Origin of the sequence: Methylobacterium sp. E-045 (assembly GCF_022829685.1) — a bacterium.
Classification (GTDB): Bacteria; Pseudomonadota; Alphaproteobacteria; order Rhizobiales; family Beijerinckiaceae; genus Methylobacterium.
Map to the genome: position 1 here is coordinate 190,771 of NZ_JAKSYE010000086.1, position 12,116 is coordinate 202,886.

Genomic DNA, 12,116 nt, shown 5'->3' on the forward strand with positions numbered 1-12,116 from the left:
TATCCGTTTCAGGTCCGGTGGACGCCCATCATCGCCGTCAGCCCGCCATCGACAGGCAGAACCGCGCCGGTGATGTAGGCCGCGCCGTCTCCCATGAGGAAGGCCACCAGTGCCGCGACTTCCTCTGTCTTGGCGAAGCGTCCGGAGGGAATCTGTTTCTCCATGCCGGCACGGTGCGCGGCGTAGGGGGCCATCATCTCAGTGTCGATGAAACCCGGTGCGATGACGTTGACCGTCACCCCACGCTTGGCCGATTCGATCGCCAGTGTCCGGCAATAGGCGATCAACGCACCCTTCGTCGCCGCATAGGCGGCATTGCCCGGATTGGCCTGAAGGGCCGCCACCGAACCGATGGCGACGATGCGCCCGGAGCGTCCACGGATCATGCCGCGCACCAGCGCCTTCGCGATGCGGGTCAGCGACCAGAAATTCACCTGCATCGCTGCCTCGGCCTTGTCCTGCGCCATCATCGCGGCCAGCACATCGTAGGATTGGCCGGCATTGTGGACGAAGCCGTAGAACGCTTCCCCCTCCTGGGCTTCGCTGAAAGCCTCCACGGCATTGCGGTCGGCGAGGTCGAGAGGGTGCGCGGTGATCGCCCGTACGGGATTGGCCTGGGTGAGTTCCGCGACGAGGCGTTCCGCCGCCTCACCCGATGAGCGAAAGGTAAAGGCGACGTCGTAGCCGGCAGATACGAGCGCCCGCACGATGGCCGAGCCGAGGCCGGAGGCGCCGCCGGTGACGAGAACGCGGCGGGTCGTTTCCGTCGTCATGCGGGCTCGTCCCCGAGGACGAGGCAGGTGTTCTGCCCGCCGAAGCCGAAGGAATTCGACAGGACGCGGCTGACGCGGGCGTCGCGGGCCTTGGTCACCACGTCAAGCGATAGTGCCGGGTCCGGCACCACGTAGTTGATTGTCGGCGGAATGCGGCCATGGGCGATGGTCAGGAGCGAGATCACCGCCTCGATGGCCCCCGCGGCGGTCAGCGTATGGCCGATCATCGACTTGTTCGACGAGATCGGCAGGGTACGGATCCGTTCACCGAAGACGGCGGCGCAGCCCAACGCTTCCATCTTGTCGTTCTCCGGCGTCGATGTGCCATGGGCATTGATCGTGTCGATCAAATTCGGCCCGGTGCCGGCATCGTGCAGGGCTGCGCGGATGGCGGCGATACCGGGCGCCCCGTCCGGGCTCGAACGGGTACGGTGGAAGCCGTCGCCCTTCTCGCCGCAACCGAGGACGTAGCCGAGGATCCTCGCGCCCCTCGCCCGCGCGGCCTCAGCGTTTTCGAGGACCAGGGCGGCGGCCCCTTCCCCCATGACGAAACCGTCGCGATTCTTGGAGAACGGCTTCGAGGCTCCCTCCGGTGGATCGTTCTGGGTCGAGAGCGCGGACAGCAGTGAGAAGCGAATCAGCGATTCCGGATTTACCGAACCATCGGTGCCGATGCACAGAGCCGCCTGCATCTCGCCCCGCCGGATCGCTTCGACGCCGAGTTGGATCGCGGTGGCGCCGGAGGAGCAGGCGGTGGAGAGCGAGATCGGCGACCCCTTGGTTCCGAACCGGTCGGCGATGTTGTCGGCCACGGTGGCGAAGATGAAGAGGTCGTGCCAGGAATCGAACCGTCCGCTCGATGCCGCTCGCTGAAGGTCGGAATAGGTGATGTCCCCGTTCTGGCCGGAAGCCTGTGCCAGGGACTGACGCTGGGGCCATTCCATCTCCACCGGCGGCACGGCGATGAACAGGGCGCCGGGAAAATTGCCCTTCGTGCCGATGCAGGACTGGATGATCGCCTCCTCGGCCGCTTCCTCGGCGAAGCGTTGCGACAGGGCGGGCGCCACGAGCGGGTCGGTATCGAGGAAGTCCACCGTGCCGGCGATGCGGGTGCGCAGGCCGTCGGTGGGGAAACGGGCGATGCTGTGGATGCCGGACCGGCCGGCGGTGAGGGCGGCCCAATTGTCGGCCTGCCCCTGCCCGAGGGACGTCACGATGCCGAGGCCCGTCACCGCGACCAGCGGCCGGCCATGGCTATCACGGAAGCTCTGTGAATCGCGGGGAGAGGAATTCGTCATCGCGCCGTCTTGCTATCGTTTCCACCGAACGGCCTTGAAGAAGCTCCGCCCCGAACTTTCGGGCCGATCGATCACGGTTGCACCCGTCTTAACGGAATTTCGGTGAGCTGACAGCCGCTTCCCTGCCGGTCACGACAGCGCGCTCAACCGGACCACGCCCTCACCGCGGCGATGGCCCACGGTGGTAATCGCGACCTCGCGCGCCCTGCCTTCCGAGATGAGCACTGCGGCGAGTGCCGCTCCCAGCGGCGCCGTGACTTCGAGCGAGTGGCCGGCGAGGTCTCCGAGGGCGGTAACCGGCACGCCCGGCGCGAGTTCGTCCAGGACTCCGCGCTCCTCGGTGGTGATTCCCTCAACGCCGGTGGCGCCCGAGATCACGAGATCAGGCTTAGGACCAGCCTTGCCCCACAAGGCCGTGAGGCTGCGCTGTACGCTCCCTGTCTCGCGTCGGGGACGATCGCTCTCCACCGGGAGCAGGCGGGCGAAGATCCTCGCATCGCGCGCGGCGGCGGTTTCGGCCGCTTCCAGCATGAGGAACGCGGCAGTGCTTCCCAGGATGAAGCCGGCCTCACCTTCACCCTCACGCTCGAAGACCGGCCGGAAATCGCCCTTTCGCAGGTATCCGCCCATCTCGTGGACGACCAGAACATCGGGGCGTTCCGCGCTGTAGGAGCCGCCCACCAGCATCGTGTCGATCTGGCCCGAAGCGATGCGGCTCTGAGCATTGCGCAAGGCATCGACGCCCGAGGCTTCCTCGCCCATGAACGTGCGGGAGGCGCCGGTGACGCCGTGAACGATGGCGATGTTGCCGGCGAGCAGGTTCGAGAGCTGGGCCAGGAAGAGGGTCGGGCGCAGGTCGTTCTGCAGGTGCTCGTTGAGATAGGCACCCGGATCGGCAGCGTCCCGCAGGCCGGTGAGGATCGCGCCGTCCACCGCCGTATCGCGCTCGCCGCCGCCGCAGGCGACGACGAGGTGCATCGCCGACTTGAAGATCGCGTCCTGTTTCACCCCAGCTGAGTCGAGGGCGAGTCCGGCGGCGTAAACGCCGAGACGCTGCCATGCCTCCATCTGTCGCTGGTCCGACTTCTTGGGGATCTGTCCGTCGAGGACCAGCACTGGGGCGGGATGGACCGGATAGGGCGCGAAGCGCTCCGTATCCACCACCTTCGGGCTGTCCGCCACAAAGGCTTCGAGGTGGGCGGTGACCCCCTCGCCGGCACAGGAGACGAGGCCGATGCCGGTGACGACGACGTCGCGCTGGCTCATGCTGGTCTTGCTCATGCCGGAACCGCCCCGCCGGGGGGCGCCCCCGATGCGATGGCACGATCCATCAGGCCGATCCGCTGGGCGCGCTCGCGCATGGGCGCGTCGAGCCCTTCGGGAAATGGCATCGTCCGGAACCGCAGCTCGGCATCGGCCAGCGGCTTGCCCTCGTGGCGGATCGAGGCCTTTGTCACCGCGTAGCCGGAGCCGTCATGCTCCAGGCTCGCCTGCACGACGAGCGTTGCGCCGGGGCCGACGAAGGAGCGGAACCGCGCCTTGTCCACCGCCATCAGGAACGGCATCTGCACGAAATCGAGATGGGCGAGGAGCAGGTATCCGGACGCCTGCGCCATGGTCTCGGTGAGCAGCACGCCGGGCACCAGGGGATGGCCGGGAAAGTGTCCCTCGAAGACCGGGCTTTCCATCGGCACATGGGCCAGGGCCTCGATCCGGCCAGCGGCCTTGTCGAGACTCGTCACCGTGTCGATCATCTCGAAATATTCGAGGCGCATGGCGTCAAAGGCTCCGCTGGGGACTAGAGGCTCCGCTGGCCTCTCGAGTGCTGGCCCGGGGCCGGGCTCGCCCTTCAGGCCTTGGCGGCCTTCTCGGCCACCAGCGCGTCGATGCGTGCGCAGAGGTTCTTCAGAACGAAATACTCCTCAGCCGGCACCTTGCCCTCGTTGACCTCCTGGGTCCAACGCTCCAGCGGCAGCTTGATGCCGAAGGCCTTGTCCACCGCGAAGGCGATGTCGAGGAAGGCGAGCGAATCGATGCCGAGGTCTTCGATGGCGTGGCTCTCGGGCGAGATGGTCTCGCGCGGGATGTCGGCGGTGTCGGCGATGATGTCCGCGACGCGGTCGAACGTAGCGGTGGTCGGCTGGTCAGACATGCGTTCTCGCCGTTTTCATCTCTATGGCGCGCCCTGGCGGGTCCGCTATCGGACCCTGTGGTGGGCGCGGCCGGTCCGAGGCTGGCGCGTGAACCCGGCGCCCCCCGGGTCGCGCAGCATGCCCCCGAAGCGGCGTCGCGCCGCTTCCGATCGAAGGCGGTCCCTTACACGAGGGGGGGGTGGCGGGCAACCTTGGCCGCGCTCGCGCCTTCGTGCGGTGCCGCATCAAGCCGGACCATTCCGTGATCGCGCCCGCTGACCTACATGCGGGCGCACGCCCTGCCGGTCGCGCGCGCCCATCGCTTCCTCCCGAGATGCGGCGCGGGACATGCTCAGCAAGGCCGTCAGAAGGTAGCGAGAATGGAAGTGCCCTTTTCCCCCGCCGGTGCCGCGGAGCCGCCGGTGGACCGCCGCAGCCGCGCCCAGGGAGGCGCGCGCATTACCCTGGTCCTGGCGCTTTCCGCCCTCGGCCTGTGGGTGCTCCACCCGTTCCTGCCGGCGCTGGCCTGGGCCGTGATCCTCGCCATCGCGCTGTGGCCGCTCTACGCGAAGGCAGAGCGACGTTGGCCGCCGGGCGGCCACAACATCCTGCTGCCGAGCCTGTTCACCCTGGCGGTGGCCCTGGTCTTCCTCGCGCCCCTGGTGGTCCTTGGGGTCCAGGCGGCGCGGGAGGCGCACGACGCGATGGCCTGGGCAAAGTCGGCGGAGCAGAACGGCATTCCCGTACCTGAATTCGTGTCCCACCTGCCCTACGGCGCGGCCAGGATCAGCGCCTGGTGGAGCGAGACTCTCAGCCATCCGTCCGCCGGTTCCGAAATCCTGCACAAGCTCGACAATGCGACGACGATCGGCCTGACCAAGAGCCTCGGGGCTCAAGTGGTTCGCCGGGTTGTGCTATTCGGGTTCACTCTGCTGACGCTGTTCTTCCTGTTCCGCGACGGACGGGGACTCATCGCCCAGTCGCTGACGGCGAGCGCCCGCCTGTTCGGCCCGCGCGGCGAGCGGGTGGCGCGCCAGATGGTCGCCTCCGTCCACGGCACCGTCGACGGGCTCGTCCTGGTCGGCCTCGGCGAAGGCGTTCTCCTTGGAATCGTTTACTATTTTGCGGGCGTTCCGCATCCGGTCCTGCTCGGCGCGCTGACGGCGGTGGCGGCGATGATCCCGTTCGGAGCGCCGCTGGTCTTCGGTATCGCCTCTCTGATCCTGCTCGCCGGCGGCGCGGTGATCCCGGCGGCGGTGGTCGTGGCGGCGGGCTTCGTCGTCACCTTCGTCGCCGACCATTTCGTCCGGCCGGTGCTGATCGGCGGCACCACCCGCCTGCCCTTCCTCTGGGTGCTCCTCGGGATCCTCGGCGGCGTCGAGACGTTCGGCCTGCTCGGCCTGTTCCTCGGCCCGGCGGTGATGGCGGCCCTGGTGCTGCTGTGGCGGGACTTCACCGATGGGGACGCGGCGCAGGCCGCATCCCGAGGCCCCCGCGGACCGTAATTCGGCCCGCCGGCAACCGCCATGGGCCGGCCCGAACGACCGCCATCGGACGGTGTTTCGAAGAATTACGAAGCCGGCTCAGATTCCGGTGGGATATCCGGGTCGGAAGGCCCCTCCCTCGAGCGGGAGGGGCCTTCCTCGCATCGTGGCCTCAAGCCGCCAGGGAGCGCAGGACGTAGGGAAGGATCCCGCCGTTGCGGAAGTATTCCAGCTCGTCGAGCGTATCGATCCGGCAGGTGAGCGGTACCTCCGTCTTGGTACCGTCGGCGGAGGTGATCTCGGCGATCATGGTCTGGCGCGGCTTGATGTCGCCCGAGAGGCCGAGGAGGCTGACGGTCTCGTCGCCCTTCAGGCCGAGGGACGCCCAGGACGTGTCGCCCTGGAACACCAGCGGCACGATGCCCATGCCCACGAGGTTCGAGCGATGGATGCGCTCGAAGCTCTCCGCCACCACGGCGCGGACGCCGAGGAGCTTGGTGCCCTTCGCCGCCCAATCGCGCGACGATCCGGTGCCGTATTCCTTGCCGGCGAAGACCACGAGGGGCGTGCCCGATTCGGCGTATTTCTGGGCGGCGTCGTAGATGTACATCCGCTCGCCGGAGGGCTGGAACAGGGTCCAGCCGCCCTCGACCACGTTGCCGTTCTCGTCCCGGACCATCTGGTTCTTGATGCGGATGTTGGCGAAGGTCCCGCGCATCATGACCTGATGGTTGCCGCGGCGGGTGCCGTACTGGTTGAAGTCCTGCACCCGGACCTGATGCTCCTGGAGGTAGGCACCGGCCGGCGAGGCCGCCCGGATGTTGCCCGCCGGAGAGATGTGATCGGTGGTGATCGAATCCTGGAACAGGCCGAGGATGCGGGCATCGACGATGTCGGTGATCGGCGCCGGCGTCTTGGTCATGCCCTCGAAATAGGGCGGGTTCTGCACGTAGGTGGAGGTCGAATCCCACTTGAAGGTCTCGGCCTCGTTGACCTCCACGGCCTTCCAGTAATGGTCGCCGCCGAACACGTCGGCGTAGCGCGACTTGAACAGGGTCGAGGTGATGTTGGCCTCGATGAATTCGGCGACCTCCGCCGTGGAGGGCCAGATGTCGGCGAGATAGACCGGCTGGCCGTCCGAGCCGATGCCCAGGGGCTCGGTGGTGATGTCGATCTGCATCGAGCCTGCGAGGGCGTAGGCGACCACCAGCGGCGGCGAGGCGAGGTAGTTGGCGCGCACGTCGGGGTTCACCCGGCCCTCGAAGTTGCGGTTGCCCGAGAGCACGGCCGCCGCGACCACGTCGTTGTCGTTGATCGCCTTCGAGATCGGCGCCGGCAGCGGGCCGGAATTGCCGATGCAGGTGGTGCAGCCGAAGCCCACGAGATTGAAGCCGAGAGCGTCGAGGGGCGCCTGCAGGCCCGCACTCTCCAAATACTCGGCGACCACCTGGGAGCCGGGCGCCAGGGAGGTCTTCACCCAGGGCTTCGAACGCAGGCCCTTGGCGACGGCGTTGCGGGCGAGCAGCCCGGCGCCGATCATCACGCTCGGGTTCGAGGTGTTGGTGCAGCTCGTGATCGCCGCAATCACCACGTCGCCGTGGCCGATATCGTAGTTCGCCCCCTCCACGGGGTAGCGCTTGGCGATGTCGGCGGCCTTCTTGAACTCGGTCTCCATGGACTGGGCGAAGCCCGGCTTGGCGCCGTCCAGCAGCACCCGGTCCTGCGGCCGCTTGGGGCCGGCGAGCGACGGACGCACGTCGCCCAAGTCGAGGGCGAGGGAATCGGTGAAGACGGGGTCCGGGGTCTGCGCGTCGCGCCACATGCCCTGCGCCTTGGCATAGGCCTCCACCAGGGCGATCCGGTCGTCGGCGCGGCCGGTGACCTTGAGGAAGTCGATGGTCTTCTGGTCGATGGGGAAGAAGCCGCAGGTGGCGCCGTATTCCGGGGCCATGTTCGAGATCGTGGCGCGGTCGGCCACCGCCATGTCGTCGAGGCCGGGGCCGTAGAACTCCACGAACTTGCCGACGACGCCCTTCTTGCGCAGCATCTGCGTCACGGTGAGCACGAGGTCGGTGGCGGTGGTGCCCTCGGGCAGCTTGCCCGACAGCTTGAAGCCGACGACTTCCGGAATCAGCATGGAGAGCGGCTGGCCGAGCATCGCGGCCTCGGCCTCGATGCCGCCGACGCCCCAGCCGAGCACGGCGAGGCCGTTGACCATGGTGGTGTGCGAATCGGTGCCGACGAGGCTGTCGGGATAGGCGAGCTCGGTGCCGTCTTCGGTCTTGGTCCAGACCGTCTGCGACAGGAACTCGAGGTTGACCTGGTGGCAGATGCCGGTGCCGGGCGGCACGACCGAAAAGTTGTCGAAGGCCGACTGCCCCCATTTCAGGAAGGTGTAGCGCTCGCCGTTGCGCGAATATTCCAGGGCCACGTTGTCGGCCAGGGCCTTCGGGGTGCCGAACTCGTCGACGATGACCGAGTGGTCGATGACGAGGTCGACGGGGACCAGCGGGTTGATTTTTTGCGGGTCGCCCCCGAGGGCCACCATGGCGTCACGCATGGCCGCCAAGTCCACCACGGCGGGCACGCCGGTGAAATCCTGCATCAGGACGCGGGAGGGGCGGAACGCGATCTCGGTCTCGACCTTGCCGAGGTTGCCGAGCCACGCGACGGTGGCGGAGATGTCGTCCTTCTTCACCGAACGGTCGTCCTCGAACCGCAGCAGGTTCTCGAGGATGACCTTCATCGAGAAGGGCAGCGCGGTGGCGTCGGCGAGGCCGGCCTGCTCGGCATGGGGAATGGAGTAGTAGGTATAGGACTTGTCGCCGACGGTGAGGGTCTGGCGGGAGTGAAAGCTGTCGAGTGATGCCACGGCGGATCTCTTCCTCACGAGCGGTTGTCGAACACGCGCAGGCATGACCTGCGCCACGAAGTCGTGTTCGGCTGGAGCGCTTCTAAAAAAAGCGCGCGCCGCTCCGGGGGTGCCCGGACAGGATGTTGCGCGACGAGCGATTTGGACGCTCGGGACTCGCGCGGCGCAGCCTGCCCTCCGTATAGAACACTTCGAAACTGGCCGCTACGCCCTGCCGTGACACGCGTGCGGGAGTGTCGGGCTTCGCGTGGACGCGGGGGCGGGCTCGGGTTAAGCAGGCGGCCATGCCGGAGCATTCCATGATCGCCTTTCGCCTGCCCCCGGAAATCGAAGCGCATATGGATGCGCAAGGTCGGCGGACAGGCCGAGGCGCGCGTGAAAACGCCCGCGACGCGATCTTGGATCACCTTGAGGATCGTGCGGACGTTCACATCGCCGAGCGGCGGCTTGCCGACCTGAAGACGGGGAAGAGCGACTCCGTTCCCCTCTCGGAACTCCTGGCTCGGTACGCCTTGTGATCGCGGCCATCGCGCACGATCCTCTTACCCTTGCGATGCAGGGGGTTGCTCCATCCACGAAACTGTCAACGAGTGAGGACCCTCACGTCGGTATGAGGCGCGACGGGCGCCCTCTCCTGGCTACGGCATTCACACGTCTCGCGGGCCGCTCGGGTCCCCTCTCCTGGAAGGAGAGGGACAGGGTGAGGTGTGTGACCTCTGCGGAGATGGACCACACCTCACCCCAGCCCTCTCCTTCCAGGAGAGGGAGTTCCGCTGCGCCTCATGCGAACCCTCCTGGATCGAGGGAACGACTGTCGAGCAGATGCACGAATCCAGTAGCCTTCCAGGCGAGGGAACTCGCGCCGCCCGCACGAGACGTGAAAGCCGCAGATGCCGTGAGCAGTTGGAAGCGTACCTTTGCCGTCGGCCGGCAGGGATCTCCGTGCGGCTGACCGCCACCAACCTCGCCGCCCGCCGCTCCGGCCGCCGCATCTTTTCGGGTCTGTCCTTCGCCCTCGGCCCCGGCGAGGCACTGATGGTGACGGGACGCAACGGCGCGGGAAAATCGACCCTGCTCAGCGTGCTCGCCGGACGGCTGAAGCCCGATGCCGGCACCCTCGCGGTCGCCAATATGGGCGAGGCGACGCTTCCCGAATGTCTCCACGTGGTCGGCCATCGCGACGGGTTGAAGAGCCCGCTGACGGCGGAGGAGAACCTCGTCTTCGCCCGCGACCTCCTCGGCGCGCCCACCGCGAGTCCGGCCGAGGCGCTGAAGGAACTCGGCCTCGGCCATGCCCTGCGGCTACCGGTGGCCTACCTCTCCGCCGGCCAGCGCCGCCGCGTCGCCCTCGCCCGGCTTCTCGTCTGCCGACGCCCGCTCTGGCTCCTCGACGAGCCGACGGCGGCCCTCGACACGGCCTCCCAGGCCGTGCTCGCCGGATTGATGGCCCGGCACCGGGCCGAGGGCGGCCTCATCGTCGCTGCCACCCACCAGTCCCTCGGCCTGGACGATGCCCGCGAGTTGCGCATCGACGCGGCGCCGAAGCCGGCATCCCCCTCGCACGACGCGTGTCCGGCCGCCTCGGAGGTGTGGTGGTGATCCGCGTGATGCGCGCCCTCATCGCCCGCGACCTGCAGCTCGCCGCCCGCGTGGGCGGCTCGGGCGCCCTGTCGCTGGTGTTCTTCCTGATGATCGTCGCCCTGGTGCCCTTCGCCCTCGGCCCCGACCTCAACCTGCTCTCGCGCATCGGTCCGGCCATCCTCTGGCTCGCGGCGGTGCTCGCCACCCTGATCGGCCTCGACCGCCTGTTCCAGGCCGACGAGGAGGACGGCTCCCTCGACCTGATGACGGGAGCCCCCGCCCCCATGGAGATGGTGGTGCTGGCCAAGGTCGTGGCCCATTGGCTCACCACCGGCCTGCCCCTGGCCCTGGCCTCGCCGCTCTTCGGCCTGCTGGTGGCCCTCGACGGCACGGCCATGGGCGCCACCGCCCTCACCCTGCTGGTGGGGACGCCGGCGCTCACCTTCATCGGCGCGGTGGGGGCCGCGCTCACCGCCTCGATCCGTCGCGGCGGCCTGATCCTCGCCGTGCTCGTCCTGCCGCTGATGATCCCGACGCTGATCTTCGGCGTCTCGGCCACCGAGGCGGCGTCCGGCGGCACGGTGCCGTTCACGACGCCCCTGCTGATCCTGTCGGCCCTCAGCCTGATCGCGGCGGTGATCGGGACCTTCGCGGCGGCGGCGGCCTTGCGCTGGTCGGAATAGGAACGCCCGGTCGAGGGATCGGGGTGCCCGACCCCGGTCCGGACGGTCTCCTTATCCACTCCAGTGGTGAAAATCCGACGTTTGGTACCCGCTGCCGGGGCTGCTTTCGACCCATAGGAGGCCCTGCGATGGTCCACTTCCGGGTCGCTTGGTAGGCAAAGCCCTACGACTGGAACGGGTGGATTTTTGTCGGTCCGCTTCCGAGAGGATGGGTCGCAGGAACGAACGTTTGCCCGGGGAACGCGAGGGGGCCACTCCACGCACAGATCGGTCATCATGCCGAACGCAGATGCCCTTTTCGCAAGGAGAGAGGCCGTCTTCGGGTCGACCGGATGGTCGTTCAATCTCGTTGCGCGCCCGTGGCGACGAGCCAGTCGACGAATGCCGTGAGGGTCGACGTCTTGTCCGCGTCGTTCGGAACGAGAGCCACGTAGCCGGGGCGCGGGACGACGATCTCCGGGAACGGAGCAACGAGCCGTCCGGACGCCAGGTCGCCGGATAGGACGGGCAAAGGCCCGAGGCCGTAGCCGAGCCCGTCCGCCGTCGCCTGCAGCGCGACGAAGTAGTGGTCGAACGTCCGGCGGATGCTCGTATCGGGGGGAAGACCGGCGGCGGCGAGCCAATCGCTCCAATCGCCCGGCCGCGTCTCGCTCGTCAGCAGCGTGGCGCCTTCGAGGTCGTGCGGGGTGCGCAGGGGGCGGGCAGTGAGCAGGGACGGACTCGCCACCAGGGTGTTGGCCTCCCGGAGGAAGGGGACCGCGCGGTAGGCGCCCCAGGGATGGTGCGCCCCCGTTCCGATGCGCGGTTCGCGCCGGACGGCGAGGTCGAAACCGCCGCGCAAGGCATTGTGCAGGGTCGTCGTCGTCGTGACGACCACCTCGGCCTCCGGTCGCGCCGCGTGAAAGCCGGCCAGGCGCGGGATCAGCCAGCGCATCGCGAAGGTCGTGGGCGTGCTCACCCGCAAGGTCCGTGGCGCGAGGGGCCGGCCGCAAATCTCGGCCGCCGCGTCGAGCCTGTCGAAGGTGAGGCTGACGGCTTCCGCGAAGGCCCGGGCTGCGGGCGTCGGGACGACCCTCCGACCGACCCGTACGAACAGGCGCTGGCCGAACCACGCCTCCAGCACGGCGACCTGACGGCTGACGGCTCCGTGGGTCAGGCCGAGTTCAGCCGCCGCGGCGGCGTGACTGCCCGCCCGGGCGGCGACCTCGAAGACGCGCAGGGCATGGAGGGGGGGAAGACGGCGCATCGGACCTCCGTTTTCGCATCCGTGAGTTTAGCGCACGGGTAGCGTGA

11 protein-coding genes are annotated in these 12,116 nt (G+C 68.3%); 4 read left to right on the forward strand and 7 right to left on the reverse strand.

What is annotated here, in order from left to right:
• Nucleotides 1–8 precede the first annotated feature (8 nt).
• The 5 genes from MKK51_RS16420 to MKK51_RS16440 form a co-directional block, all read right to left on the reverse strand.
• Nucleotides 9–773 carry an SDR family NAD(P)-dependent oxidoreductase gene (locus MKK51_RS16420; protein ID WP_243978915.1) on the reverse strand — a complete coding sequence of 255 codons (765 nt, stop codon included), beginning with the start codon at nt 771–773 and terminating at the stop codon, nt 9–11.
• Nucleotides 770–2,071 carry a beta-ketoacyl-ACP synthase gene (locus MKK51_RS16425; RefSeq protein WP_243978916.1) on the reverse strand — a complete coding sequence of 434 codons (1,302 nt, stop codon included), beginning with the start codon at nt 2,069–2,071 and terminating at the stop codon, nt 770–772. Before MKK51_RS16425 ends, MKK51_RS16420 begins: the two co-directional genes overlap by 4 nt.
• Before the next feature lie 129 nt (nt 2,072–2,200).
• Entirely contained in the window at nt 2,201–3,352 is a 1,152-nt protein-coding gene (locus tag MKK51_RS16430; protein ID WP_243978917.1) for a beta-ketoacyl-ACP synthase, read from the reverse strand.
• Entirely contained in the window at nt 3,349–3,846 is a 498-nt protein-coding gene (locus tag MKK51_RS16435) for a 3-hydroxyacyl-ACP dehydratase FabZ family protein (protein ID WP_227435950.1), read from the reverse strand. Before MKK51_RS16435 ends, MKK51_RS16430 begins: the two co-directional genes overlap by 4 nt.
• A gap of 74 nt (nt 3,847–3,920) precedes the next feature.
• Nucleotides 3,921–4,223, reverse strand: coding sequence for an acyl carrier protein (locus MKK51_RS16440; protein WP_243978918.1), 303 nt, complete (start codon nt 4,221–4,223; stop codon nt 3,921–3,923).
• A gap of 360 nt (nt 4,224–4,583) precedes the next feature.
• Between MKK51_RS16440 and MKK51_RS16445 the strand changes: the two genes are divergently transcribed.
• Nucleotides 4,584–5,708, forward strand: coding sequence for an AI-2E family transporter (locus MKK51_RS16445; protein ID WP_243978919.1), 1,125 nt, complete (start codon nt 4,584–4,586; stop codon nt 5,706–5,708).
• Between the two features lie 151 nt (nt 5,709–5,859).
• Here MKK51_RS16445 and acnA read toward each other — a convergent pair whose 3' ends face one another.
• The gene (gene acnA / locus MKK51_RS16450; protein ID WP_313898816.1) at nt 5,860–8,559 is read right to left on the reverse strand and encodes an aconitate hydratase AcnA; all 2,700 of its coding nucleotides are present in this window, start codon (nt 8,557–8,559) and stop codon (nt 5,860–5,862) included.
• Between the two features lie 299 nt (nt 8,560–8,858).
• Here acnA and MKK51_RS16455 point away from each other — a divergent pair, with 299 nt between their 5' ends.
• The 3 genes from MKK51_RS16455 to ccmB all read left to right on the forward strand — a co-directional run bounded on the left by MKK51_RS16455 (nt 8,859) and on the right by ccmB (nt 10,823).
• Entirely contained in the window at nt 8,859–9,077 is a 219-nt protein-coding gene (locus MKK51_RS16455) for a CopG family transcriptional regulator (RefSeq protein ID WP_243978921.1), read from the forward strand.
• Nucleotides 9,078–9,501: 424 nt separating this feature from the next.
• On the forward strand, nt 9,502–10,158 hold the full coding sequence (gene ccmA, locus MKK51_RS16460; RefSeq protein WP_243978922.1) for a heme ABC exporter ATP-binding protein CcmA: 657 nt from the start codon (nt 9,502–9,504) through the stop codon (nt 10,156–10,158).
• 8 nt (nt 10,159–10,166) lie between these two features.
• A complete protein-coding gene (gene ccmB, locus MKK51_RS16465; protein WP_056427716.1) occupies nt 10,167–10,823 on the forward strand; it encodes a heme exporter protein CcmB in 657 nt (218 codons plus the stop codon).
• Nucleotides 10,824–11,163: 340 nt separating this feature from the next.
• On the opposite strand, the gene MKK51_RS16470 is transcribed toward ccmB, so the two are convergent.
• Complete coding sequence (locus MKK51_RS16470) at nt 11,164–12,069, reverse strand: LysR substrate-binding domain-containing protein (protein ID WP_243978924.1); 906 nt, start codon at nt 12,067–12,069, stop codon at nt 11,164–11,166.
• Nucleotides 12,070–12,116 lie beyond the last annotated feature (47 nt).

Bases quoted from the DNA above. Each gene is read 5' to 3' on its own strand.
- MKK51_RS16420 (WP_243978915.1), bottom strand. From the start codon at position 773: ATGACGACGGAAACGACCCGCCGCGTTCTCGTCACCGGCGGCGCCTCC.
- MKK51_RS16430 (WP_243978917.1), bottom strand. From the start codon at position 3,352: ATGAGCAAGACCAGCATGAGCCAGCGCGACGTCGTCGTCACCGGCATC.
- ccmB (WP_056427716.1), top strand. From the start codon at position 10,167: ATGCGCGCCCTCATCGCCCGCGACCTGCAGCTCGCCGCCCGCGTGGGC.
- MKK51_RS16445 (WP_243978919.1), top strand. From the start codon at position 4,584: ATGGAAGTGCCCTTTTCCCCCGCCGGTGCCGCGGAGCCGCCGGTGGAC.
- MKK51_RS16435 (WP_227435950.1), bottom strand. From the start codon at position 3,846: ATGCGCCTCGAATATTTCGAGATGATCGACACGGTGACGAGTCTCGAC.
- MKK51_RS16455 (WP_243978921.1), top strand. From the start codon at position 8,859: ATGATCGCCTTTCGCCTGCCCCCGGAAATCGAAGCGCATATGGATGCG.
- MKK51_RS16425 (WP_243978916.1), bottom strand. From the start codon at position 2,071: ATGACGAATTCCTCTCCCCGCGATTCACAGAGCTTCCGTGATAGCCAT.
- MKK51_RS16440 (WP_243978918.1), bottom strand. From the start codon at position 4,223: ATGTCTGACCAGCCGACCACCGCTACGTTCGACCGCGTCGCGGACATC.
- MKK51_RS16470 (WP_243978924.1), bottom strand. From the start codon at position 12,069: ATGCGCCGTCTTCCCCCCCTCCATGCCCTGCGCGTCTTCGAGGTCGCC.